Source organism: Faecalibacterium sp. An77, from assembly GCF_002161315.1.
Classification (GTDB): domain Bacteria; phylum Bacillota; class Clostridia; order Oscillospirales; family Ruminococcaceae; genus Faecalibacterium.
Genome location: NZ_NFHK01000041.1, coordinates 1 through 22478 on the forward strand (window position 1 = coordinate 1; position 22478 = coordinate 22478).

20 protein-coding genes are annotated in these 22478 nt (G+C 63.0%); 14 read left to right on the forward strand and 6 right to left on the reverse strand.

Features of this window, described 5'->3' with window-relative positions:
- On the reverse strand, positions 1-204 hold a 204-nt coding region (locus tag B5G28_RS14845; protein WP_204228852.1), incomplete at its 3' end, for a hypothetical protein.
- 157 nt (positions 205-361) lie between these two features.
- Between B5G28_RS14845 and B5G28_RS11245 the strand changes: the two genes are divergently transcribed.
- The 4 genes from B5G28_RS11245 to B5G28_RS11260 are packed head-to-tail and all read left to right on the forward strand — an operon-like array spanning position 362 to position 3501.
- Positions 362-1381 (forward strand): metal ABC transporter substrate-binding protein, encoded by a 1020-nt coding sequence (locus tag B5G28_RS11245; protein ID WP_087248848.1) that lies wholly within the window; start codon positions 362-364, stop codon positions 1379-1381.
- A gap of 10 nt (positions 1382-1391) precedes the next feature.
- A complete protein-coding gene (locus B5G28_RS11250) occupies positions 1392-2114 on the forward strand; it encodes a metal ABC transporter ATP-binding protein (RefSeq protein WP_087248850.1) in 723 nt (240 codons plus the stop codon).
- A complete protein-coding gene (locus B5G28_RS11255; protein WP_087248852.1) occupies positions 2111-2962 on the forward strand; it encodes a metal ABC transporter permease in 852 nt (283 codons plus the stop codon). Before B5G28_RS11250 ends, B5G28_RS11255 begins: the two co-directional genes overlap by 4 nt.
- Positions 2959-3501 carry a hypothetical protein gene (locus tag B5G28_RS11260; protein WP_087248854.1) on the forward strand — a complete coding sequence of 181 codons (543 nt, stop codon included), beginning with the start codon at positions 2959-2961 and terminating at the stop codon, positions 3499-3501. The genes B5G28_RS11255 and B5G28_RS11260 overlap by 4 nt, the downstream gene beginning before the upstream one ends.
- Before the next feature lie 1138 nt (positions 3502-4639).
- Here B5G28_RS11260 and B5G28_RS11265 read toward each other — a convergent pair.
- From B5G28_RS11265 to B5G28_RS11275, 3 genes are all read right to left on the reverse strand, one after another.
- The gene (locus B5G28_RS11265) at positions 4640-5428 is read right to left on the reverse strand and encodes a ZIP family metal transporter (RefSeq protein ID WP_087248856.1); all 789 of its coding nucleotides are present in this window, start codon (positions 5426-5428) and stop codon (positions 4640-4642) included.
- Positions 5429-5738: 310 nt separating this feature from the next.
- Positions 5739-5936, reverse strand: coding sequence for a hypothetical protein (locus B5G28_RS11270; protein ID WP_087248858.1), 198 nt, complete (start codon positions 5934-5936; stop codon positions 5739-5741).
- Entirely contained in the window at positions 5933-7708 is a 1776-nt protein-coding gene (locus B5G28_RS11275; RefSeq protein WP_087248860.1) for a bifunctional homocysteine S-methyltransferase/methylenetetrahydrofolate reductase, read from the reverse strand. Before B5G28_RS11275 ends, B5G28_RS11270 begins: the two co-directional genes overlap by 4 nt.
- Positions 7709-7839: 131 nt before the next feature.
- Between B5G28_RS11275 and B5G28_RS11280 the strand changes: the two genes are divergently transcribed.
- The 6 genes from B5G28_RS11280 to B5G28_RS11305 all read left to right on the forward strand — a co-directional run bounded on the left by B5G28_RS11280 (position 7840) and on the right by B5G28_RS11305 (position 14969).
- Positions 7840-8460, forward strand: coding sequence for a GNAT family N-acetyltransferase (locus B5G28_RS11280; RefSeq protein WP_087248862.1), 621 nt, complete (start codon positions 7840-7842; stop codon positions 8458-8460).
- A complete protein-coding gene (gene hflX, locus B5G28_RS11285) occupies positions 8457-9719 on the forward strand; it encodes a GTPase HflX (protein WP_087248863.1) in 1263 nt (420 codons plus the stop codon). The genes B5G28_RS11280 and hflX overlap by 4 nt, the downstream gene beginning before the upstream one ends.
- A gap of 432 nt (positions 9720-10151) precedes the next feature.
- Positions 10152-10592 (forward strand): Lrp/AsnC family transcriptional regulator, encoded by a 441-nt coding sequence (locus tag B5G28_RS11290; RefSeq protein WP_087248865.1) that lies wholly within the window; start codon positions 10152-10154, stop codon positions 10590-10592.
- A gap of 278 nt (positions 10593-10870) precedes the next feature.
- Entirely contained in the window at positions 10871-11431 is a 561-nt protein-coding gene (locus B5G28_RS11295; RefSeq protein WP_087248867.1) for a DUF4358 domain-containing protein, read from the forward strand.
- Between the two features lie 516 nt (positions 11432-11947).
- Positions 11948-13453, forward strand: a complete 1506-nt coding sequence (locus B5G28_RS11300) for a GLUG motif-containing protein (protein ID WP_087248869.1) — start codon at positions 11948-11950, stop codon at positions 13451-13453.
- Between the two features lie 517 nt (positions 13454-13970).
- Entirely contained in the window at positions 13971-14969 is a 999-nt protein-coding gene (locus B5G28_RS11305; protein ID WP_087248871.1) for a glycosyltransferase family 2 protein, read from the forward strand.
- 491 nt (positions 14970-15460) lie between these two features.
- Here the strand turns inward: B5G28_RS11305 and B5G28_RS11310 are convergent, their stop codons facing one another.
- Positions 15461-16393 carry an Ice-structuring protein gene (locus B5G28_RS11310; protein WP_087248873.1) on the reverse strand — a complete coding sequence of 311 codons (933 nt, stop codon included), beginning with the start codon at positions 16391-16393 and terminating at the stop codon, positions 15461-15463.
- A gap of 215 nt (positions 16394-16608) precedes the next feature.
- Between B5G28_RS11310 and B5G28_RS11315 the strand changes: the two genes are divergently transcribed.
- Entirely contained in the window at positions 16609-17631 is a 1023-nt protein-coding gene (locus B5G28_RS11315) for an aminotransferase class I/II-fold pyridoxal phosphate-dependent enzyme (protein ID WP_087248875.1), read from the forward strand.
- Position 17632: 1 nt separating this feature from the next.
- On the opposite strand, the gene B5G28_RS11320 is transcribed toward B5G28_RS11315, so the two are convergent.
- Positions 17633-17974, reverse strand: a complete 342-nt coding sequence (locus B5G28_RS11320) for an arsenate reductase family protein (protein WP_087248877.1) — start codon at positions 17972-17974, stop codon at positions 17633-17635.
- Between the two features lie 147 nt (positions 17975-18121).
- Between B5G28_RS11320 and B5G28_RS11325 the strand changes: the two genes are divergently transcribed.
- The 3 genes from B5G28_RS11325 to tsaD all read left to right on the forward strand — a co-directional run bounded on the left by B5G28_RS11325 (position 18122) and on the right by tsaD (position 22104).
- Entirely contained in the window at positions 18122-18310 is a 189-nt protein-coding gene (locus tag B5G28_RS11325) for a ferredoxin (RefSeq protein ID WP_087248879.1), read from the forward strand.
- A 156-nt stretch (positions 18311-18466) separates the two neighbouring features.
- Positions 18467-21046: a DNA polymerase I gene (gene polA, locus B5G28_RS11330; protein ID WP_087248881.1), complete on the forward strand. Its 2580-nt coding sequence runs from the start codon at positions 18467-18469 to the stop codon at positions 21044-21046.
- A gap of 41 nt (positions 21047-21087) precedes the next feature.
- Complete coding sequence (tsaD, locus tag B5G28_RS11335; protein WP_087248883.1) at positions 21088-22104, forward strand: tRNA (adenosine(37)-N6)-threonylcarbamoyltransferase complex transferase subunit TsaD; 1017 nt, start codon at positions 21088-21090, stop codon at positions 22102-22104.
- Positions 22105-22478 lie beyond the last annotated feature (374 nt).

The window sequence follows — 22478 nt, forward strand, 5'->3', positions numbered from 1 at the left end:
GGGGACAAAATTTGCCGCAGAACCGCGCACTCGGCCTTGCGGCCTCGCACACTCTCTGCGGCAAATTTCCCTGTAGGTGTCCCAGCCGTACGCACATGTCGTCCGGCCGGGACTTTTTTTGATCGTCTGTGCGCTGCGCCCTTTGGGGTGCGGCGCTTTTTGCTGCGCAGAACCTTCACCTGAAAAGTCACTCTTTTTCACCATCCGGCCCCGCCTCCCCCGTTGACAAACCCATCCCGCCTGTGTATAATAATTTGCAGTCAAGTTGCAAATTCGCGGCAGGAACGCTTCCGGCGGCCTGCCGCTCGTTTTGGGCGGGGGTGGTTTTCCCCTACTCCCGCCCCGGAGGTTGAAAAAAGGTATGAAGAAGTTTCACAAGATTGCTGCCGTCCTGCTGTCCGTCTGCCTGGCGGGGGTTTTGCTGGCCGGATGTGCCGGGAGCAGTTCTTCCGGCCCTTCGGCCGCCCCGTCCGGGTCGTCCCAGCCCCAGCAGGACGGGAGCCTGCAGGTGGTCACCACCATTTTTCCCATCTATGACTGGGCCCGTCAGGTGATCGGGGACGTGCCGGGTGTGGAGCTGGTATGGCTCCAGGACACCGGCGTGGATATGCACAGCTATCAGCCCTCGGCGGAGGATATGCTGAAACTGTCCTCCTGTGATGTGTTCCTGTATGTGGGTGGCACCTCGGACAGCTGGGTGGACGGCGCCCTGAAAGAGGCCGTCAACCCCGACATGAAGGTCCTGAGCCTGCTGGAGATTCTGGGGGACAACGCCCGCCTGGAGGAGCTGACCGAAGGGATGCAGGCCGAGGACCATGAAGGCCACGACCACGGCGACGAGGACGAGTACGACGAGCATGTGTGGCTGTCGGTGAAAAACGCCTCTCTCCTGACCCAGTCCATTGCCGACACCCTGGCCCAGCTGGACCCCGACCACGCCGACGCCTACGCCGCCAATGCGGCCGCCTATGAGGCTCAGCTGGCCGACCTGGACGCCCAGTATCAGGCCGCGGTGGACGCTGCATCGGTGAAAACGGTGCTGTTCGGGGACCGGTTCCCCTTCCGGTACCTGACCGAGGACTACGGCCTGGAGGTGTACGCCGCCTTCCCGGGCTGCTCGGCCGAGACCGAGGCCAGCTTTGAGACCATCGCCTTCCTGGCCGGCAAGGTGGACGAGCTCCACCTGCCCGCGGTGCTGACCATCGAGAATTCGGACCAGCGTGTGGCCCAGACCATCATCCAGAATACCGCGTCCAAGGACGCCGCCCTGCTGCGTCTGGATTCGATGCAGGGCACCTCGGCGGAGGATGTGGCCGCCGGCACCACCTATCTGTCCATCATGGAGTCCAACCTGGACGTTTTGAAAGCCGCTCTGGCATAAAGGAGACACTATGGCACTGATTACCTGCAAGGATCTGACCCTGGGGTACGAGAACACCCGGGTGGCAGAGCACCTTTCCTTCACGGTGGAGGAAGGGGATTACCTGTGCATCGTGGGCGAGAACGGCTCGGGCAAGTCCACCCTGATGAAAACCCTGCTGGGGCTGCGGCCCCCGCTGGCGGGGACCATCACCTTCAGCGACGGCCTGCACAAAAACGAAATCGGCTATCTGCCCCAGCAGACTCCCCTTCAGCGGGATTTCCCCGCCTCGGTGCAGGAAGTGGTGTTGTCGGGATGCCTGAGCCGGTGCGGCCTGCGGCCCTTCTTCTCCAAGGAAGAGAAAGCCCTGGCGGCCCGCAATATGGAGCGGCTGGGCATTGAGGGCCTGGCCCGCCGGTGTTATCGGGAACTGTCGGGCGGCCAGCAGCAGCGCGTGCTGTTGGCCCGGGCCCTGTGCGCCACCCGCAAGCTGCTTTTGCTGGACGAGCCGGTGGCAGGCCTGGACCCCAAAGTCACCGCCGAGCTGTACGAGCTGATCGCCGAGCTGAACCGGGCCGACGGCATCACCGTCATCATGATTTCCCACGACATTGCGGCGGCGGCCCAGTACGCCAGCCATATCCTTCATATCGGGGAGGGCCAGCGGCTGTTCTTCGGGACGTCGGCGGCCTACCTGACCAGCCCGGTGGGCCAGATGTTCGCCCCGGTTGAGAAAGGCGGTGACAACGCATGAGCGCGTTTCAGACCCTGCAGTACTATTTCACCTTTCCCTTTGTCCGCTACGCCCTGATCGTGGGCGTCCTGATCGCCCTGTGCGCGTCTTTGTTCGGTGTGACCCTGGTGCTCAAGCGGTTTTCCTTCATCGGAGACGGCCTGTCCCATGTGGCTTTCGGAGCCCTGGCGGTGGCGGCTGTGTTCAACCTCACCGACGAGATGCTGCTGGTGCTGCCGGTGACGGTCATTGCCGCCATCCTGCTGCTGCGCAGCGGCCAGAGCGCCAAGCTCCAGGGCGACGCCGCCATTGCGGTGCTGTCGGTGGGCACCCTGGCCATCGGCTACCTGCTGATGAACCTGTTTTCCACCAGCACCAACCTGTCCGGCGACGTGTGCAGCACCCTGTTCGGCTCCACCTCCATCCTGACCCTGACCCAGGCCGAAGTGTGGCTGTGCGTGGTGCTGTCGGTGGTGGTGATTGCCCTGTTTGTGGTGTTCTACAACCGGATTTTTGCCGTCACTTTTGACGAGGCCTTTGCCTCGGCCACCGGCCTGCCCGCCAGCCGCTACAGCCTGCTGATTGCGGTGGTGGTGGCGGTCATCATCGTGCTGGCCATGAATCTGGTGGGGTCGTTGCTGATTTCGGCCCTCATCATCTTCCCGGCCCTGTCGGCCATGCGGCTGTTCAAGAGTTTCCGTGCGGTCACCATCTGCGCCGCGGTGGTGTCGGTGGTGTGCGCCGTGGCGGGCATCCTGATTTCGATTTTGGCCGGAACCCCGGTGGGTTCCACCATTGTGGCGGTGGACCTGGGAGTCTTTGCCCTCTTTGCTCTGGCGGGGGCCGTCACCGGCGGGGTGCAGGGATGAAGCAGCGCCTCTGTCGTTTTTGGGCGGCCCTGACGGCCGTCCTCCTGTTGGCGGGCTGCGGCGGTTCCGCCTCCTCCCAGGAGCCGGCGGATTCGGTTTCATCGGTCCCGCCCGCTTCCAGCGTCCCGGCCCAGCCTGAGGCCGAAACCCAGGCGGAAGGCTCTGACATCCAGGTGGACGTAGACCTCACCACCCTCAGCAGCACCATGGTGTTTGCGGAGGTGAGCAACCTGCTGTACGATCCCATCCCCTATCTGGGCAAGACGGTGCGGATGCAGGGGGAGTTCTCGGTGGACCACGCCTACACCATGGACGGCGAGCTGGACCTGAGCAAGAACTATTTCTACTGCATCATTGAGGACGCCCTGGCCTGTTGTGCCCAGGGCCTGGAGTTCAGTCTGGCGGACGCCCCCGCCTACCCGGAAGGCTATCCCGAGGAGGGCAGCCAGATCACCGTGGTGGGCACAGTGGAATTTTTCGAAGAAAACGGGTTCCGCCATCTTCGCCTCGGCAACGCCTACTTTTCTGAAGAAAAGTAGGCAAAAGACTTTCACCTGGTACCGCCGACTGCTGTGGACTTCACCAGGCCCTGCCGGCGGTAAGGTTTCAGCCTCTTTATCAGGCTCCCGGGCTGCGCCCCATCCTTTTTCGAGAAAAAGGATACAAAAATCTTTTCACCTGGTACCGCGGACTGCTGTAATCTTCACCAGGCCCTGCCGGCGGTAAGGTTTCAGCCTCTTTATCAGGCTCCCGGCCTGCGGCCCATCCTTTTTCGAGAAAAAGGATACAAAAAGCTTTTCACCTGGTACCGCTGACTGCTGTAATCTTCACCAGGCCCTGCCGGCGGTAAACTTACAGCCGCTTTATAAGGCTCCCGGCCTGCGGCCCTGTGAGTCCAAGGTTTTGTGTGGCCTGTTTTTCATCCCCGGCACGCGCTGAAAAACAATATAACAAAGCCCCCGCTTCTCCAAAAGAGGCGGGGGTTGTTTTTGGTTTAGAGCCCCTGTCAGGGGGCGCGGCCACAGGCCGCAGGGGTTCCGCTAATGGGTGGTTGGGTGGGTTTAGATCATAGAAAGGGTATCACTTTGCAATTTCAAAGTGTGCGCCCCACAGCAGCTAGAGACTCACCGAACCACCAGCCCGCTGAGGCGGGCCTGTGGTCTCAATCGGAGCGGCGGGCAAAAGCCGTTAAGAAAAACACCCGTGCCGCCATTCGAGGCCCTGAAAGTTTCCACGGGCCAGGCATGACAGTGTTTTTTAGGCTTTTGAACGCCGCGACTTCCCTATCTGGGTCCAGGGCAGCTTTGGCCCGGCGCGTCCAGTGGACGAAACAGCCGGGCCGAAGCTGGCGCAGCGCTCCGGTTTTTGCAAGCGCCATCCCTGGCGCGCCGCAAAAATCGGCTAAGCGCAAGAGGCCTGGTCGTTAGGGTGGGTAGGGAGTCCAGAGGCTGCGGAGCCGAGGCGCTGCCTGCGGCAGATACAGCCGAGGCGGAGCAGGGGCAGCCGTCCAAATTTTCAAGCGGGCAGCGCCCCGCGCTGAAAATTTGGGTAACGGCAACCCGGACCTAGGGAGGGGGAGTCGAAACCCCCTCCCTGGCCCTCTGGCCCCAGCGGAGCGAACAAAACTTAAAAGAAAAACCGTGTGTAAAAGCGGGGCGACCGCTTTATGTCAGTTTTTCACCCCAGCGCCACATCCAGCGCCATCATCAGGGTGAACCCCAGAGCAAAGGCCAGCGGGCCGATGTCGGAATGTCCGCCCTCGGTCATCTCGGGCACCAGTTCCTCCACCACCACATACAGCATGGCGCCGGCGGCGAAACTCAGCAGCCAGGGCAGAGCTGGGATCACCAGGCTGGCGGCCATCACGGTAAAGAACGCGGCCAGAGGCTCCACCGCTCCCGACAGCACCCCGTCCAGGAAAGCCCGGGGCCGGCTGGCCCCTTCCGCCCGCAGCGGCATGGACACGATGGCGCCCTCGGGGAAATTCTGGATGGCGATGCCCAGCGACAGGGCCAGCGCACCCGCCAGAGAGATTTCCCCCTCTCCGGCCAGCCAGGCGGCATACACCACGCCCACCGCCATCCCTTCCGGGATGTTGTGGAGGGTCACCGCCAGCAGCATCATGGTGATGCGGGGCAGCCGGGCCGGCGGGCCCTCGGGGCTGTCGGCATCCTGATGCAGATGGGGGATCAGATGGTCCAGCGCCAGCAGGAACAGCACCCCCAGCCAGAAACCGCCCGCCGCCGGCACAAAGGACCACACGCCCAGTCCGGCCGATTCGGCTTCTTCCAGCGCCGGGATCAGCAGGCTCCAGATGGACGCCGCCACCATCACGCCGGCCGCAAAGCCAATCAGCATCCGGCGCACCCCCAGCCGCAGCTGGTCCCGCATCAAAAACACGCATCCCGCGCCCAGGGACGTCCCTGCAAAGGGGATCAGAATCCCCAAAATCATCTCTTTCGTCATAAATTCACCCTCGTTTCTCCTGCATTTGGACGGCCGTCCCTCCCCCGCGGCCTTCCCCATTCTATTCCGGGGCGGCGGTGCGGTGTCTGCCGGGACGGCGCGGCTTTGAGGTTTGTTGTGACAAACCAATATCTTTTTCAAAAGGGCTGTCCCCCTTTGGGTCGGGCAGCCCCGCAGTTTTTTTTGCTCTATGGCCCTATTATAGTGGGTCCCCTCTCCCCCTGTCAAGGCGGATGGTGTCCGGGTCACATTCCGGCAAAAATCCGCCCCTCAGGGGCTTCAAAAGGGCGTTTGAAGGGGGCCGGGCCGGTTATTTCCGGCCCAGCAGCCGCAGGATCAGCAGCGCCGCTTCTACCCCCGCCAGGGCGATCAGCAGCGCAATCACCAGCATCAGCGCCACAATGCCGGCAGGGTTGCCGGGGGCCAGCACCATGCAGGCCACCCGGGCCAGAACGGCAATCACCAGCAGGCAGACCAGCCACTGGGCCAGCTCCTTCAGCCGCTTCATAATGCCTCCTGTTTGAGGGCGGCAATCAGCCGCTCCATCAGGGCCACCCGGTTAAAGGGGGTCATCAGATAGAACCCGTCGGCGTAGGGCGCCGCCGCACGGGCCATTTCCAGCGAAATTTCCAGCCCCAGGGCCTCGCCCTGGGCCCGGTCCGCCCCCTCGTACCGGCGGATGATGGCCTCATCCACATGGATGCCGTTGATTTCGTTCTCCATGTACAGGGCGTTCCGCTGGCTCACCACCGGCAGGATGCCCGCCAGGATTTTGGCGTCGGGCAGGGCGGCCCGAGCGGCTTTCAGGTTGTCCACCGCCGCCTCCGACAGCACCGGCTGGGTCAAAAAGCCCGCCATGCCGCTGGCCTGCTTTTCCTGGGCCCGGCGCAGCTCCACGTCAAAGTTCCGGGCATTGAGGTTCAGCGCGCCAAAGACGGTCATGCCCGGCAGGGCCTCCCCCGGGCCCGCCAGGGAGTGAATGTACCGGGCCAGCTTGCGGGAGTTGAACTGGTAGACGTTTTTCACCTCGTCCCGCTCGGCGGTGGGGATGGGGTCTCCGGTGATGGCCAGCACTTCCCGCACCCCTTCGGCATAAAGGCCCAGCAGCAGGGCCTTGGTGGCGTTCAGGTTCCGGTCCCGGCAGGTCATGTGGGGCAGGGCCACCATCCCCAGTTCCCGCCGCAGCTTGCAGGCGGTGAGGGAGGAATCCACCCGGGCCCGGGCGATGGGGCAGTCCGCCACCGTGACGGCGTCGGCGCCCGCCGCCTGGAGCCGCCGTGCCCCCTCCACATAGCCCGACAGGTCGGCGTCCTTGGGGGAGTCCAGCTCCACCGCAATCACCTTTTCCCCCCGGGCCAGCTTTTGCAGGAAGGGGTCGGCGGGGGTCAGCAGGGGGGTGTCAGCGGGGACGTCCGCCGCCGGGGCCGACGCCGCAATGGGCATGGGGGTGGATTCCAGAGCCTGGCGCAGGGCGGCGATGTGAGCGGGGGTGGTGCCGCAGCAGCCCCCCAGAATCACCCCGCCCCGCTGCCGGATGCGGCACAGTTCCCGGGCAAAATAGTCGGGCCGGCCCTGGTACACCACCCGGCTGCGGGTCACCAGCGGATAGCCGCCGTTGGGCATGGCCGACACCGGCAGGCCGCAGCCGGTCACCGCCGGCAGCACCGACGCCATGGCGCTGGGTGCCAGCAGGCAGTTGAGGCCCACCGCGTCCACATGGCCGCACCGGGCCATGTGGGCTGCCAGTTCCCGGCAGGAACGGCCTTCCCGGGTGTAGCCGTCGGGCAGGGCCGCAAAGGACACCAGGATGAAGGCCTCGGGCCGCCGTTCCTTGATGAAGGCCGCCGCCTCAGCTACTCCCTCGTCGGTGCTCAGGGTTTCAAACAGGAAGTTTTCCGCCCCCAGGTCCAGAAAGACCTGGGCCGCCGCCCGGTAGGTCTGGGCGGCCGGGGCGGCATCGGTGGCCGGGGCCGGGCCCAGGTCGGCAAACACCGCCGCACCGGTTCCCTCGGCGGCCCGGCAGGCCAGACGCCAGCCGGCGGCCGCCAGTTCCTGCCAGTTGTCCAGGCCGGCGGCGGCCATCCGGGGCAGGCCGAAGGTATTGGTCTTGATGGCCTCGGCCCCGGCGTCCAGGTATTCCCGGTGGACAGCCAGAATCCCCTCAGGGTCGGCAAGATTGGCCTGTTCGCATTCCATACCGGGGCGGCCTTTATAATAGGTCCCCATGCCCCCGTCGAACACCAGGACCCTGTCTCGCAGAATATCGCGCGCGTTTTTCATAGATTTGTCTCACTTTCAGCGGTTTATGGTACCAGTGTAGCGGTCTGGGCCAAATTGTCAAGCACCGCTTGCATAAAAGACGGTTTTCCGTTATACTGGTCTGCACACACAGGAAAGGAAGATGATGCCGGATGCGCCATGTTGGCACACAAACCCTCGAAACCCCGCGGCTGGTTCTGCGCCGCCTTTTGCCGGAGGACGCCCCGGCCATGTACCGCAACTGGGCCAGCAATCCGGCGGTCACCCGTTACCTCCGCTGGGAGCCCCACAAAGACGTCCTGGAGACCTGCGCCCTGCTGACGGCGTGGTCGGTTCTGTACCAGAACCCCGACTATTACCAGTGGGCCATGGTGGAGAAGGACACCGGCGAGTTGATCGGGTCCATCAGCCTGGCGGACGGCCGGGCCGGTGAACCGGAATCCGTCCGGGCCTGGGCGGAGCGGGGCGCCGACCTGGCAGAAGGGATCTGGGAGCCGGGCTACTGCATTGGGCAGCCCTGGTGGAACCACGGCTATACCACCGAAGCGCTGCAGGCGGTGGTGGACTATTGGTTCGTCAAGTCGGAAGGCAGCTGGCTGGCCTGCCGCCATGCGCTGGAGAACCCCGCCAGCGGCGCGGTGATGCAGAAAGCGGGTTTTGTCTACGACCACGACGCGGTGTATCACAAATTTGACGGAACCCCGGTGGACTGTCACGTCTACCGTTTGACCCGGGCGGAATGGGCCGCCCACAAGAGAAAGGAACTGTTTTGAGCGAACTGTATGATATTCTGGTAGAGACGCCCCCCACCCCCACCCTGCTGCTGGCGCTGGACCAGGGAGCCTGGGACTGCGAGCGGAGCCTGGGGGAACTGGCGGCCCTCTGCGAGGCCAACCACATGGAAGCGGTGGGCGAAGTGGTGCAGAAGCGGTCCACCCCCGAGGCGGGCACCGTTCTGGGCAGCGGCAAGCTGGAGGAGGCCCGGATGGCCGCCGAACAGCTGGGGGCCCAGTGCGCCGTCTTTGACGGAGAGCTGACCGGCAGCCAGATCCGCAATATTTCGGCGGCGGTGGGGGTGGAGGTCATCGACCGCACCATGCTGATTCTGGAAATTTTCCGCAGCCGCGCGGTGACCAACGAGGGCAAACTGCAGACCGAGCTGGCCCTGCTGAAGTACCGTCTGCCCCGTTTGCAGGGCATGGGCGAGAGCCTGAGCCGTCAGGGCGGCGGCGGCGGGGGCGGCGGCGGCGCCCGGCGCGGCGCCGGCGAGACCAAGCTGGAACTGGACCGCCGCCACATCCACGCCCGCATTGACACCCTGGCCGAGCGTCTGGCCGAGATGGAAAAGCGCCGGGGCGAGAGCCGCCGGGCCCGGGCCAAGACCGGGATGCCGGTGGTGAGCCTGGTGGGCTATACCAACGTGGGCAAGTCCAGCCTGATGAACGCCCTGTGCGGCCCCAGCGTGGCCGAAGCGGATATGCTGTTCGCCACCCTGGACCCCACCAGCCGCAAGCTGGTGCTGCCCAGCGGCATGGCGGTGCTGCTGGTGGATACGGTTGGTTTTGTGTCCCGGCTGCCCCATAACCTGGTGGAGGCCTTCAAGAGCACCCTGGAAGAGGCGGCCTGGTCGGACGTCATCGTCCAGGTGGCGGACGCCGCCGACCCCCTGCGGGAGGAACAGCTGGCGGTGACCCAGGAGGTTCTGGACAGCCTGGACTGCGACGACATCCCCCGCCTGACCGTCTACAACAAGTGCGACAAGCCGGGGGCCGCCGCCTTCGACCCCGATATCCTCCTCACCAGCGCCAAGACCGGCCTGGGCCTGGACCGCCTGCTCCAGCGGCTGGACCAGCTGCTCAGCGACCGGGTGCGGACCATCCGGGTGCTGCTGCCCTATGACGCTTTGGGCCTGGCCGCCCCCATGCGGGAGCGCGGCAGCGTCCTGACCGAGGAATACCGCCCCGAGGGCCTGTATCTGGAAGGCATCGTCAAGCGGGAGGACCTCCACGTCTTCGAGAACTATCTGGTTTAAGATTTCCCTGCAATCAAAAACAGCTCCCCTGCCCGTCATCCCGGGCGAGGGAGCTGTTTCGTTTTCCACCGGCAGAAAACCCCGTATAACACAAAAACCCGCCTGGCAGCGGGTTTTTGTGTATAGAGGGGTGGGAAAGTATATAAAGCAGTAAATCTCATTGGAACGGCCCGGCGCGCACCACGGCGCAGCGCGGCCCTGTGATTTGTATTATACCCAAATCCGATTTATTGTCAAATTGTAAATTTTCAAAATGCCTTATCATTTCACTTTACTTTTTCGGTAAAACTTTATATAATTAAACCTGGAATCAGACTGTTTCACATTTTTGCCCAAGTTTGTGATTTTTTACAACTGAAAACTTTATTAAAAGAAAATTTTATCTATTTCACCGGAATTCACCGGGAATAGATCGATGGAGGTAATCGAACCATGGATGATTTGGACCGTAAGATCCTCTCCCTTCTGGCGCGCAATGCGCGGATGCCCGTCAAGGAAATCGCGGAGCACGTCTCCCTCACCAGCCCGGCGGTTTCCAGCCGGATTCACAAGCTGGAATCCGACGGGATCATCGGGGGCTATACTGTGGTCCTGAACCGCCCCGCCAACCGTCTGTATGTGGATGCCCTCATCAGCCTGTCGGTGGCGCCGTCGGAGCGGGAAAGTCTGCTCAGCCTGCTGCAGAACAGCAAAGAGGTGCTCCAGTGCTATCACGTCACCGGAGAGTATACCTTCCTCATCAAGGTCAGCTGCGGCAGTATGATGCAGCTGGAACAGCTGATTCTCCAGTTCCAGAAGCTGGGCAGCACCTGCACCCAGATCATTCTGTCCACCCCGGTGGATCACGGCCCGCTGGAATCCCTGCAGCTGTAACCCGCCGGATTTTCCGAGCTGTTTTCAAGGACCTCTTCCGGCCCCGCAAGGGGCGGAGGGGGTCTTTTTTTGCCGGCGCGGGCGGGGTTTGTAAGAAATTGTAAACCCTTTTTGAACGACCGCAATTTTCCCCCGGGGCTGTTCGTATAGCATGTGACAGGACTTCACAGGGGACTTGCGGGGCGCATAAAATGCCCCCGGCCGGCCCATCCTGTGGGAAAGCACCGCTCCCCTGTGTTTCAATCAAACCGTTTTAACATGAAAGGAAATAAAGACTTATGAAAAAGATTCTGATTGCCGCTGTTGCCGCTTCCATGGCCCTGTTTGCCTTTGCCGCCTGCGGCGCCAGCTCCTCCTCCAGCGTTTCGGAGCCCAAGGATTACAGCCAGATCATCCACGACGCCCGCAACGACGAGGACAACGAGACCATGCTGATCCTCAACATTGACAAGGACGGCAACTTCTCCGCCACCGACGGCTACAGCGAGGAGGCCACCACCGAGGACCTGCAGGCCCAGGCCGAAAACTTCATCCTGCCCATGCTGGGCCTGTCGGAGGGCGACTATGAGAGCCTGTCGGCCTCGGTGTCCCTGATGAACGTCCGCAGCTATGCGGTGGCCATCGTCAAGCCCGCCGAGGGCAAGACCGACACCGTCAAGCAGGCCCTGGAGGACTACGTCACCAGCCAGCAGAAGTCGATGCAGAACTACCTGGCCGACCAGTACGAGATCGCCAAGGCAGCCACCGTCACCACCGTCCCCTCCGGCGAGGTGGTCCTGGTCTGCTGTGAGGATTCCGACGCCGTCCTGACCTCCATCCAGGACGCTCTGGCCGCCTGAACCTGACCCCTTAACCTCTCCGGGAGTCCCCCTCTCCCTTTTCCGGCCCGCAGCACAAAGCTGCGGGCTGAGCGTGGCGAAAAACGCCACGCTTTAGGGGGAACCCATTTCTGCACGCATGCGCGTGACAGAAATTCCTTCCCCCTAATATCCCCCTGGGGACAAAATTTGCCGCAGAACCGCGCACTCGGCCTTGCGGCCTCGCACACTCTCCGCGGCAAATTTCCCTGTAGGTGTCCCAGCCGTACGCACATGTCGTCCGGCTGGGACTTTTTGACAGTCTGGGCCCGCAGCACAAAGCTGCGGGCTTTTTTGCGCGCTGTCCGCCGCCAAAAGTCCAAAAAACGCCCCTGCCCGAAAAGGTGTACCTTTCCGAACAGGCCAAAGGGGGATGGTTTATTGCTTTAAATGGATTGCTGCCCGGCGTTTTTTCTGGTATAATTTTACATGACAGATGTCCGAACACCCTTGCCCGGAAAAGTACACCTTTTCGGACGCAAACCAAAGGAGGAACCCATGACCTGTATGAAAAAGCTGACGGCGCTGCTGGTGTCGGCGGCGCTGGCGCTGAGCCTGCTGGCGGGCTGCGGCGGCAGCAAGGCCCTGTCCCAGGTGATCGCCGACCTGCTCAGCGGCCAGTACAACAATGTCACGGTGGAGGTGGACCCCGACCTCACCGCCGCCCTGAAAAAAGCCGCCGCGGCCGGCGACACCCAGGAGGAGGTATTGGCCGCCCTGGTGGAAAACCTGAACCTCTCGGGCGGCAGCATCACCTTTAGCAATCTGGGGGACGGCCAGCAGGGCCAGCACGGCGTGACCCTCACCTTCCAGCCCGGCAGCGACCCCGACGCCGCAGCCCGATCGGCCTTTACCGAGTGGAACCGAGTCTTTTCCTCCCTGCCCGATGACGGCAGCTACCGCGCCCATGTCTCCATGATCGAGGCCGAGGGCGGCTATTACATCGCGGTGGACGTGGAGGTGCTCAAGGCCGGCAGCCACGACAAGGACGAGCCCGACCCCGACTATGTCATTCAGGGCAATACCTATATTGTCTACACCGCCGCGGGCCTGCGGGCGTGGGCCGAGGCCGCAAAGGCAAACCCCTCCACCAACTGCACCCTGGCCCGCAACATTGACCTCGAGAACCAGCCCTGGACCCCCGTTGGCGATGTTAACAATGCGTACACCGGCACCTTTGACGGCGGCAAACACACCATCTCCGGGCTGAAGGTAGACAGCAGCGCTCAGGTTGCCGGCCTGTTCGGCCGCATTGGCGAGAAGGGCACGGTGCAGGCCCTGACCCTGGCCACCCCCGATGTCAAGAGCACCTACACCAATACCAGCGGCTACGCCGGCGCAGTAGTGGGCCTCAACGAAGGCGCCATTGAAAACTGCCATGTCACTGGTGGCAGCATCAGCGGCAACATCGCCGGCGGCGTGGTGGGCATAAACAGAAGAGACGGCAGCGTCATCGGCTGTTCTTCCTCGGCCAAGGTGAACGGCACCGGCAGCTACACCTCCGCCGGCGGCGTGGTGGGTTACAACCTCAGCACCGTGACTGGCTGTTCCTCCACCGGCACGGTGACCGGCGACATTGCCGGCGGCGTGGTGGGTTGCAACGACACCAGAACCGTCACCGCCTGCTACTTCACCGGCACGGTGAACGGTAACGCCACCGGCGGCGTGGTGGGCTCCAACACCAACGCCGGCGAGGTTACTGCCTGCTATGCCACCGGTTCTGTGACCGCCACAGGCGGCAGCGCCGGCGGCGTGGTGGGCGTCAACAGCGGCAGCAACTTCACCGGCACCATCACCGCCTGCTACTGGAGCGGCACCGTAGACGGCGATAAGGGCGTCGGCGACGCCGACGACGACGATGACCTCACCGGCAAAGCCACCAAGGTGGACGGCAGCACAACCTGGGAGACTGCCGTTGAGGCCATGAATAGCGCATTGGAGGATAAAAACTCAGACTGGAGATACACCTTCACCGGTTCCCTGCCCACCCTGACAAAGAACTAACCCTGTACTCACCCCCGCTCTCCCACCCCGGGAAGGCGGGGGTTTTCTGTCATTATGGGTTTACCCACAGGCCCCGCGCCCGCTTTGGTGGGCGCGCTCAGCAATCGGAGCGGCGGGCAAAAGCCGTTAAGAAAAACACCCGTGCCGCCGTTTGAGGCCTTGAAAGTTTAAACAGGTCAGGCATGACAGTGTTTTTTAGGCTTTTGAACGCCGCGACTTCCTCTTTTGGGTCCAGGGTTCAGACCCTGGTCGTTAGGGAGGGTAGGGAGTCCAGAGGGGGTAGGGAGGGGGAGTCGAAACCCCCTCCCTCCCCCTCTGGGCCCAGCGCAGCGAACAAAACGAAAAAGAAATAGAGATGTTAAAGGTGGGGCGGCTGCTCTCTTGCGTTTGCACCGCCCCATTTTGTCCGCAGAAGCGCCGCTGCGGGCTGTTTTTTATGGGGAAAGTGTGCTATAATATAGTTTAATTGTGTGACAAGACCCGGCCGCCCCCGCGGCCCCGGAAACAGGAGCGGCCCATGAAAGCAACCATCGTCATCCCCAACATCAACGGCAAAGGCTGGCTGAAGGATTCCATCGAATCCATCTACGCCCAGACCGAGCAGGACTTTGAACTCATTGTGGTGGACAACGGTTCCACCGACGAAAGCCTGGACCAGGCCCGCAGCTATTGCAGCCGGCCCAACTTCACCCTGATCGAAAACGGCCACAACACCGGTTTTTCCCACGCGGTGAACCAGGGCATTGCCCGGGCCCAGAGCGAATATGTGGTGCTGTTCAACAACGACGCCTTCGCCGAGCCCCAGTGGCTGGCCGAGCTGATCCGTGCGGCGGACAGCGACCGCCGGATTTTCGCGGTCCAGAGCCTGATGATCCGCCACTTTGACCGGGAACTGGCCGACGACGCCGGCGACTACGTCACCTGGATGGGCTTCGCCTGCAAGACCGGCGACGGCCGCCGCGCCAGCCGCTACACCAGACAGAAACGGATTTTCTCGGCCTGCGGCGGTGCGGCCCTCTACCGCAAGAGCATCCTGGACGAGATCGGCGGCTTTGACGAGAACTTTTTCGCCTACTTCGAGGACGTGGACCTGAGCTGGCGGGCCAACAATGCCGGCTACAAGAACATCCTGTGCCCCGCGGCCCGCTGCTACCACATCTGCGGCGCCAGCACCGGCGCGGTGCGGTACAACGCCTTCAAGAGCCAGCAGAGCGGCCGCAACAGCATCCTTCTCCCCCTCAAAAACGAGCCCGCCCTGATGCTTTTGGTCAACGCCCTGCCCCTGCTGGCGGGCTACCTGCTGAAATACTATAAGTTCCACAAACAGGGCTTTGGTGACGCCTGGGACAAGGGTATGCACGAGGCCTTTGCCATTCTCCGGGAGGGCCGGCTGGGCAAGCGGCCTTTCCGCCTGCGGGACCTGCCCCACTACCTGCTGATGGAACTGTGGATGATCTGGAACATGGTGCCCTATCTGTGGTACCGGCTGGTGGTGGTCCGCTTCGACCTGAAATAATCCCCGCCCTCTCCATACAAAACAAGACGCTCCGCCATCTTTCGGCAGAGCGTCTGAGCGTGTCGAAAAGCGACACGCTTTAGGGGGAACCCATTTCTGCACGCATGCGCGTGACAGAAATTCCTTGGTTGCGGTTCCCTGCTTTTGCGGCGGGCGTCGCGGCGCCCTTGCAAAAGACAGACCGCTGTCCTCTTGCGCTTGGCCAATTTTCCCGGCGGGCCGCAGGTGCGCCCTTGCGAAAATTGGAGCGCTGCGCCAAACACAGCTCCCTGTTTCGTCCACAGGACGCGGTCGCTGTGTTTGCCCCTGGGGACAAAATTTGCCGCAGAACCGTGCACTCAGCCTTACGGCCTCGCACACTCTCTGCGGCAAATTTCCCTGTAGGTGTCCCAGCCGTACGCACATGTCGTCCGGCTGGGACTTTTTTGACCGTATGTTTTCTGTTTGGAGTATCACCGGGCCGGGGCCCGGGATGTTTCGGTTGTTTGGGGTCAGGCGGCTGCGTCGGTGGAGGCAGCCTCGCTGCCGGCGCTGGAAGCGGCCTCACTGCTGGCGGCGGCTTCGCTGCTGGCGGCCTCGCTGGACGCCGCTTCACTGGATGCGGCCCCGCTGGACGCGGAGCTGCTGGAATCGGCGTTGGGGTTGACCCCCGAGCGGATGGCGTCCTGAAGCTGTTCGGGGTCCATCATCACCACCGAGTTGGCCGCCTGGGAGGAGGCTGCCTGTTCGGGCTTGGTGGCGCTCTCGGTCAGGCCGGTGAGGTACCAGCTGCCGCTGGTCCGCTCAAAGATATAGTCCATATATTTGGTGGGTGTGTCGGACTGGGTGCTGATGAGGTCGTCCTGGGTGCTGGTGGGGATATAGCCCACGGTGACGTGGAGCTTGCCGTCCTCCTTGAACATCTTGACCACGTCGGCGCGATAGTAACCCACGCCGCCGGTGACCGGGATGCTGTAGCACTGGGTGGCCTCGTCAAAGACGATGGTCATGTCGTCCATGTCAAAGCTGCGGTGGGTCAGCTGGAAGGAGGGGCCCACCAGCCGGGCCAGATAGGCGTCCACCTCCACCGCCGGCAGCAGCAGCTGTTCGGTGGTGGGGTCGTGGGCGTAGTTGTCAAAGTTGCCCTGGGTCTCCTGGATGCTGTAGATGCAGCCCCAGACAGCGGCCTCACGCAGGGTCAGGTCGTCGATGTTCTCGATGCCCTCGAAGGGCAGCGGATCGAACAGCACCAGGCCCTCCAGCTTGTCCTCGTATTCTTTCATCTGTTCGGTGTTGTCAAACAGGCCGGCCACCAGCCGGTAGCCCGCCCCCAGCACCGTAAAAATCCCGATGACCAGCAGCACCAGCATCACCAGCCCCAGCGCCTGACGGCGGCGGCGGCGATGGATGCGTGCGTGTTCCTCCGGGGTGACATAGGTTCTCATGTTGTGTCTGTCTCCTGCCTTCCAACAAATCGTTTTCGGCCCGGTGGGGCCGGTTTGTGCAATGACTCTCCGTATAGTATAGCACATTGTGCCTCATGGCGCAAAAGATTGGCTATGGTAATTTTGTGAAATGATGTCGAAGCCGCCTCTTGCCAGGGCCGCCCGGCATGCTATAATAGCCTTATGCCGACTGCATAAAAAAGGAGTGTTACCGTATGATCCGTTTCACCAACGATTACAGCGAGGGCTGCCATCCCTCCATTCTGGAGGCCATGGCCGCCACCAACACCGAGGGGAACCCCGGCTATTCCACCGACCCCCACTCGGCCCGCGCCCATGACCTGATCCGCCAGGCCATCGGCCGTCCCGACGCCGACGTCCACCTGCTGGTGGGCGGCACCCAGACCAACGCCACCGCCATTGCGGCCTTCCTCCGTCCTTATGAGGCGGCCATCGCCGCCGCCAGCGGCCACATCTGCGTCCACGAGACCGGCGCCATTGAGGCCACCGGCCACAAGTGCATTGCCTGCCCCGCCGTGGACGGCAAACTGACCCCCGACGCCATCCGCACCGCCGTGGCATCCCATCCCGACGAGCACATGGTCAAGCCCAAGCTGGTCTACATCAGCCAGACCACCGAGATCGGCACCGTCTACAGCCTGGCCGAAGTGGAGGCTCTGCGGGCCGTCTGCGATGAGCTGGGCCTGTGGCTGTACCTGGACGGCGCCCGGCTGGCCAGCGGCCTGGCCGCCGGCGGCCCCTCCCTGGCCGACCTGGGCCGGCTGTGCGACGCCTTCTACATCGGCGGCACCAAGAACGGCGCTTTGTTCGGCGAGGCCCTGGTGATCCTGAACCCGGCCCTCAAGCCCGATTTCCGCTACAACATCAAGCAGCGGGGCGGCATGCTGGCCAAGGGCTGGCTGCTGGGCATCCAGTTTGAGCAGCTGTTCCAGGAGGGCCGCTATGTGGCCCTGGCCGAACACGCCAACCAGATGGCCCTGAAGCTCAAGGCCGGCATCGCCGCCCTGGGCTATCCCTTCTTCTGCGACAGCATCACCAACCAGCAGTTCCCCATCTTCCCCGACGCGGTGGTGGAGGCCCTCAAGCCGGATTTCGGCTTTGAGTTCTCCTCCAAGCCCGATGCGGACCACACCTGCATCCGCCTGGTGACCAGCTGGGCCACCCCCGAGGCCAATGTGGACGCCTTCCTGAAGGCTCTGGCCGCCCTGACCGTTTAACTTACTCCCACTTGGCCCAGACTTCGGGCTGGTAGCCCACGGTGGCCTGGCGGCCGTTGCGGACAATGGGGGTTTTCAGCAGCTGCTGGTTTTCAAACAGCTTGTCCTCTTTCTGCCAGTCGATCAAAGCGTCCAGCAAAGCCAGGGTCTGCTTGTCCTTGGCGGCGGGGTTGACCAGGTTCTGCCAGCCGCCCACCGCCCGGGCCACGTTGTCAAACTCGCCCCGGCTCATCCCCTTCTCTTTCAGGTCGATCATCTGAAAGCGGATGCCCCGCTCCTTAAAATACCGCTGGGCCTTTTTGGTGTCAAAGCACTTGGTGGTGCCGAAAATCTGAATGTTCATCTTGCTCCTGTCCTTTCCGGTGTGAATACCTGTATTGTAGCATACCGCCGGGCGAAAGTATAGACCGGCCCGGTTTGGGGCAGACTGTGAGGGTGAGGGCGGCGGGCCGCCCCCCTTTGAAAATTCACCCGAAAAAGGAGCGAGACCATGAAAGCCTCTGTTGATCCCAATCTCTGCATCGGCTGCACCCAGTGCGCCGGCCTTTGCCCCGAGGTCTTTTCCATGGACGGCACCCTGGCGGTGGCCATCCCCGGCGAAATCCCCCCGGAGGACGTTCCCCAGGCGGTGAGCGCCGCCGAGTCCTGCCCGGTGGGCGCCATCCAGACCACCAACTGATCCCCGCCCCGTCCGGCTGTCCGGGCGGGGTATTTTTGCGTATCGGGAGCCTGGTCTTGTTCCCGCCGGTCTTTTTGTGGTATACTGAGAGATAAAGGTGCGACAGACGCACAGCCCGCCTGCACGCGGGCTGCACATACAGGGAGGATTCATGCAATGTCTTTAATGGTCGTTGACGGCAACAGCATCGCCAACCGCGCTTTTTTCGGTATCAAGGTGCTGACCACCAAAGAGGGGCAATATACCAATGCCATCTATGGCTTTATGAACATTTTGCTCTCCCTGACCCAGACCTATCAGCCCGACAAGGTGGCCATCGCCTTTGACCTGCCGGCCCCCACCTTCCGCCACAAGATGTATGACGGCTACAAGGCCACCCGCCACGGGATGCCGGAGGAGCTGGCCTCCCAGATGCCGCTTCTGCGCCAGCTTCTCACCGACCTGGGCTACTGCCTGGTGACGGCCGAGGGCTGGGAGGCCGACGACATTCTGGGCACCCTGGCCGCCGCCTGTGACCAGCGTGGGGAGACCTGCTACCTGGCCACCGGAGACCGGGACAACCTGCAGCTGGTGAGCGACACCACCACCGTCCTGCTGGCCACCACGTCCCGGGGCCACAGTGAGACCCGGGTCATGGACCCTGAGGCGGTGCAGGCCCAGTATGGGGTCAGCCCCCGGCAGCTCATCGACGTCAAGAGTCTGATGGGCGACTCGTCGGACAATATTCCCGGCGTCAAGGGCATCGGCGAAAAAACCGCCCTGGCCCTGATTCAGCAGTTCGGCAGCCTGGCGGGGGTGTACGAACACATCGACGACCCCGCCATCAAGCCCCGCCAGCGGGCCAACCTGCTGGACTACAAAGCCGACGCCGAGCTCAGCTACACCCTGGGCACCATCCGCACCGACGCCCCCATCGACACCGACCCCGACCACTATGCGCCGGGTGAGGGCGACAAGGCCGCAGCGGTGCGCCTGATGCTGGACCTGGAAATCCGGGCCCTGATCCCCCGTCTGGGCCTGGAACACGTTCTCCCCGCCCAGGACGGCCCCGCGGAGGAGGCTGCTCCCCTGCCCGCCGGGCAGGTGTCGGAGCTGCCCGCCCATCCCCAGGGCCTGTATCTGCTGGCGGCCCGGCCGGCGGTCTACGGCAAAAAGGGCAACCGCATTGTGGAGGAGCGCCCCGCCCACTGGTACGCCGTCCAGGACGCCGCCGTCTATCCTCTGGCCGCCAGCGACCTGCCCCGGCTGCTGGATGACCCCGCCGTCACCGCCGAGGTGTTCGACGCGCCCCCCCTCTATGCCGCCGCCATGGAACAGGGCGGCTGGGGCGCCTCCATCACCTGGGACGGCAAGCTGGCGGCCTATCTGCTGGACGCCTCGGCGGCCAAGTACAGCATTGCCGCCCTGGCCGAGTCCTACAAGATCGCCCCCGCCTTCACCTGTGAGGAATGGCCCGACGCCCCCTATCTGGCGGGGCTGTTCGCCAAGATGAAGGAGGAAATCACCCGGCTGGGAGAGGATTCCCTCTACAACGACATTGAGTTCCCCCTGGCCCAGGTGCTGGCCGACATGACCCGCACCGGCGTCCTGGTGGACCGGGCGGGGATTGAGCAGTTCGGCATCCAGCTGCGGGAGAAAATCGACAGCACCCTGTCCTATATCCGCAGCCAGGTGGAGGACCCCGACTTCAACCCCAACAGTCCCAAGCAGCTGGGAGATATGCTCTTTGTCAAGATGAACCTGCCCCACGGCCGCAAGACCAGCCGGGGCTGGTCCACCGACAACGCCACCCTTCAGAAGCTGCGGCCCGACTATCCCCTCATCGACGTGATTCTGCAGTACCGCTCCTACCAGAAGCTGTACTCCACCTATGTGGAGGGCCTGCTGAAGGTAATCGGCCCCGACGGCCGGATTCACTCCACCTTCAACCAGACCGAGGCCCGCACCGGCCGCCTGTCGTCGGACAACCCCAATCTGCAGAACATCCCCATCCGCACCGAGCTGGGCAGCCAGCTGCGGAGCTTCTTTGTGGCCAAGCCGGGCTGCGTCTTTGTGGACGCCGACTACAGCCAGATTGAGCTGCGGATTCTGGCCCACATCACCGGGGACGAGCACATGCAGGAGGCCTTCCGCAGCGGTCAGGACATCCACCGCAGCACCGCCGCCAAGATTTACGGCATCCCTCTGGAGGAAGTGACCCCCCGGCTGCGCACCGCCGCCAAGGCCATCAACTTCGGCATCATGTACGGCAAGGGCGCATTCAGCCTGTCGGAGGACCTGGGGGTCTCGGTGAAGGAGGCCGGCGCTTTCCTGAAAAACTATCTGGCCAGCTTCCCCAAGGTGGACAGCTATATGGAGCAGACCATCGCCGACGCCAAGGAGAAAGGCTATGTCAGCACCCTGTTTGGACGGCGGCGGGCCCTGCCCGAGCTGTCCAACTCCAACTTTGCGGTCCGCACCAGCGGAGAGCGGATGGCCCGCAACACCCCCATTCAGGGCACCGCGGCGGACGTCATCAAGCTGGCCATGGTGCGGGTCTGGCGGCGTCTGCGGGATGAAAAGCTGGAAAGCCGGCTGATCCTCACCGTCCACGACGAACTGATCGTGGAGGCCCCCGAGGCCGAAGCCGAGCAGGCCGCCCGCATCCTGAAAGAAGAAATGGAGGGCTGCGTCCAGTTTGCAGTGCCGCTGGACACCGACGTCCGCCAGGGCAAATCCTGGCTGGAGGCCCATTAACAGCCCCCAACACATCATACTGCGGAGGAACAAACGCGAACATGGTTATACTGGGAATTGAATCCACCTGTGATGAAACCGCCGCCGCCCTGGTGGAGGACGGCCGCCTGCTGAAAAGCAACGTCATTTCCACCAGCGTCAAGGAACAGGCCCTCTACGGGGGCGTGGTGCCCGAGATTGCCAGCCGCCGGCACTGTGAGTACATCAGCGCCACGGTGGACAAGGCCCTGGCGGACGCCGGTTATACCATCGACCAGGTGGACGCCGTGGCGGTGACCTTTGCCCCGGGCCTGATCGGCGCGGTGCTGGTGGGGGTCAACTTTGCCAAGGGCCTGGCCTATTCGGCGGGCAAACCGCTGGTCCCGGTGCATCATCTGCGGGGACACATTGCAGCCCTCTACCTGACCCATCCCGAGCTGAAGCCGCCGTTCCTGTGCCTGGTGGCCTCGGGCGGACACAGCCACATTGTCCAGGTGGAGGATTATACCCGGTTCCATGTTCTGGGCCGGACGGTGGATGACGCCGCCGGCGAGGCCTTCGACAAGGTGGCCCGGACCCTGGGCCTGCCCTATCCGGGCGGGCCCAGCATCGCCGCCGCGGCCAAGACCGGCGATCCCCATGCCTACCGTCTGCCGGTGCCCCATGTGGAGGGCAAGTACAACGTCAGTTTTTCGGGCCTGAAAACCGCCGTCCTCAACGAGGTGAACCAGGCGCGGATGAAGGGTCTGGAGATCAACGTCCCCGACCTGGCGGCCAGTTTCCAGGAGCGGATCGACGGCATTCTGGCGGAAAAGCTGCTGTTGGCGGCCGCCGACACCGGCGCGCAGCAGGTATGTCTGGCGGGCGGCGTGGCGGCCAACGGACGTCTGCGTCAGCTGGTGAACGACGGAGCCCAGAAGCTGGGCGCCCAGGTCTTTTTGCCCCAGCTGAAATTCTGCGGCGACAACGGAGCCATGATCGCATCCCAGGGGTATTACGAGTACATCGCGGGCCACACCGCCGGCCTGGACCTGAACGGCCTGCCCACCCTCCCCATCGACTACGACGCTTTTTCGTGAAAAAGCTTGGCAAAAAGCTTCACCTGGTACCGCTGACTGCTGTAGTCTTCACAAGGTCCTGCCGGCGGCAAGGTTTCAGGCTCTTTATAAGGTTCCCGGCCTGCGGCCCGGTGAGTCCAAAGTCTTGTACAGCCTGACCTCCCGCCCGGTACGCTCCAAAAACCTATAAGTATATAAGTAAAAATAACGTAAGCGCTCCATAATCCCCCGTGAGGGATAAAGAAAAGAGCTCCCATAAGGAGCTCAAATCGGTTAAAATTATTTGAGTTTGCAATACTCGGGAAGGTTTTCGGCCCAGGGGAGCAGCGGAACCAGTTGTTCCTCGGTAGGATTTCCGCCCAGTTTGGGCAGCTCCTGCAGCAGGAACAACAAGT

What these genes read in the sequence shown, in the direction of transcription:
- B5G28_RS11245 (WP_087248848.1), top strand. Translation starts at nt 362, where the DNA reads ATGAAGAAGTTTCACAAGATTGCTGCCGTCCTGCTGTCCGTCTGCCTG.
- B5G28_RS11250 (WP_087248850.1), top strand. Translation starts at nt 1,392, where the DNA reads ATGGCACTGATTACCTGCAAGGATCTGACCCTGGGGTACGAGAACACC.
- B5G28_RS11255 (WP_087248852.1), top strand. Translation starts at nt 2,111, where the DNA reads ATGAGCGCGTTTCAGACCCTGCAGTACTATTTCACCTTTCCCTTTGTC.
- B5G28_RS11260 (WP_087248854.1), top strand. Translation starts at nt 2,959, where the DNA reads ATGAAGCAGCGCCTCTGTCGTTTTTGGGCGGCCCTGACGGCCGTCCTC.
- B5G28_RS11265 (WP_087248856.1), bottom strand. Translation starts at nt 5,428, where the DNA reads ATGACGAAAGAGATGATTTTGGGGATTCTGATCCCCTTTGCAGGGACG.
- B5G28_RS11270 (WP_087248858.1), bottom strand. Translation starts at nt 5,936, where the DNA reads ATGAAGCGGCTGAAGGAGCTGGCCCAGTGGCTGGTCTGCCTGCTGGTG.
- B5G28_RS11275 (WP_087248860.1), bottom strand. Translation starts at nt 7,708, where the DNA reads ATGAAAAACGCGCGCGATATTCTGCGAGACAGGGTCCTGGTGTTCGAC.
- B5G28_RS11280 (WP_087248862.1), top strand. Translation starts at nt 7,840, where the DNA reads ATGCGCCATGTTGGCACACAAACCCTCGAAACCCCGCGGCTGGTTCTG.
- B5G28_RS11290 (WP_087248865.1), top strand. Translation starts at nt 10,152, where the DNA reads ATGGATGATTTGGACCGTAAGATCCTCTCCCTTCTGGCGCGCAATGCG.
- B5G28_RS11295 (WP_087248867.1), top strand. Translation starts at nt 10,871, where the DNA reads ATGAAAAAGATTCTGATTGCCGCTGTTGCCGCTTCCATGGCCCTGTTT.
- B5G28_RS11300 (WP_087248869.1), top strand. Translation starts at nt 11,948, where the DNA reads ATGACCTGTATGAAAAAGCTGACGGCGCTGCTGGTGTCGGCGGCGCTG.
- B5G28_RS11305 (WP_087248871.1), top strand. Translation starts at nt 13,971, where the DNA reads ATGAAAGCAACCATCGTCATCCCCAACATCAACGGCAAAGGCTGGCTG.
- B5G28_RS11310 (WP_087248873.1), bottom strand. Translation starts at nt 16,393, where the DNA reads ATGAGAACCTATGTCACCCCGGAGGAACACGCACGCATCCATCGCCGC.
- B5G28_RS11315 (WP_087248875.1), top strand. Translation starts at nt 16,609, where the DNA reads ATGATCCGTTTCACCAACGATTACAGCGAGGGCTGCCATCCCTCCATT.
- B5G28_RS11320 (WP_087248877.1), bottom strand. Translation starts at nt 17,974, where the DNA reads ATGAACATTCAGATTTTCGGCACCACCAAGTGCTTTGACACCAAAAAG.
- B5G28_RS11325 (WP_087248879.1), top strand. Translation starts at nt 18,122, where the DNA reads ATGAAAGCCTCTGTTGATCCCAATCTCTGCATCGGCTGCACCCAGTGC.
- polA (WP_087248881.1), top strand. Translation starts at nt 18,467, where the DNA reads ATGTCTTTAATGGTCGTTGACGGCAACAGCATCGCCAACCGCGCTTTT.
- tsaD (WP_087248883.1), top strand. Translation starts at nt 21,088, where the DNA reads ATGGTTATACTGGGAATTGAATCCACCTGTGATGAAACCGCCGCCGCC.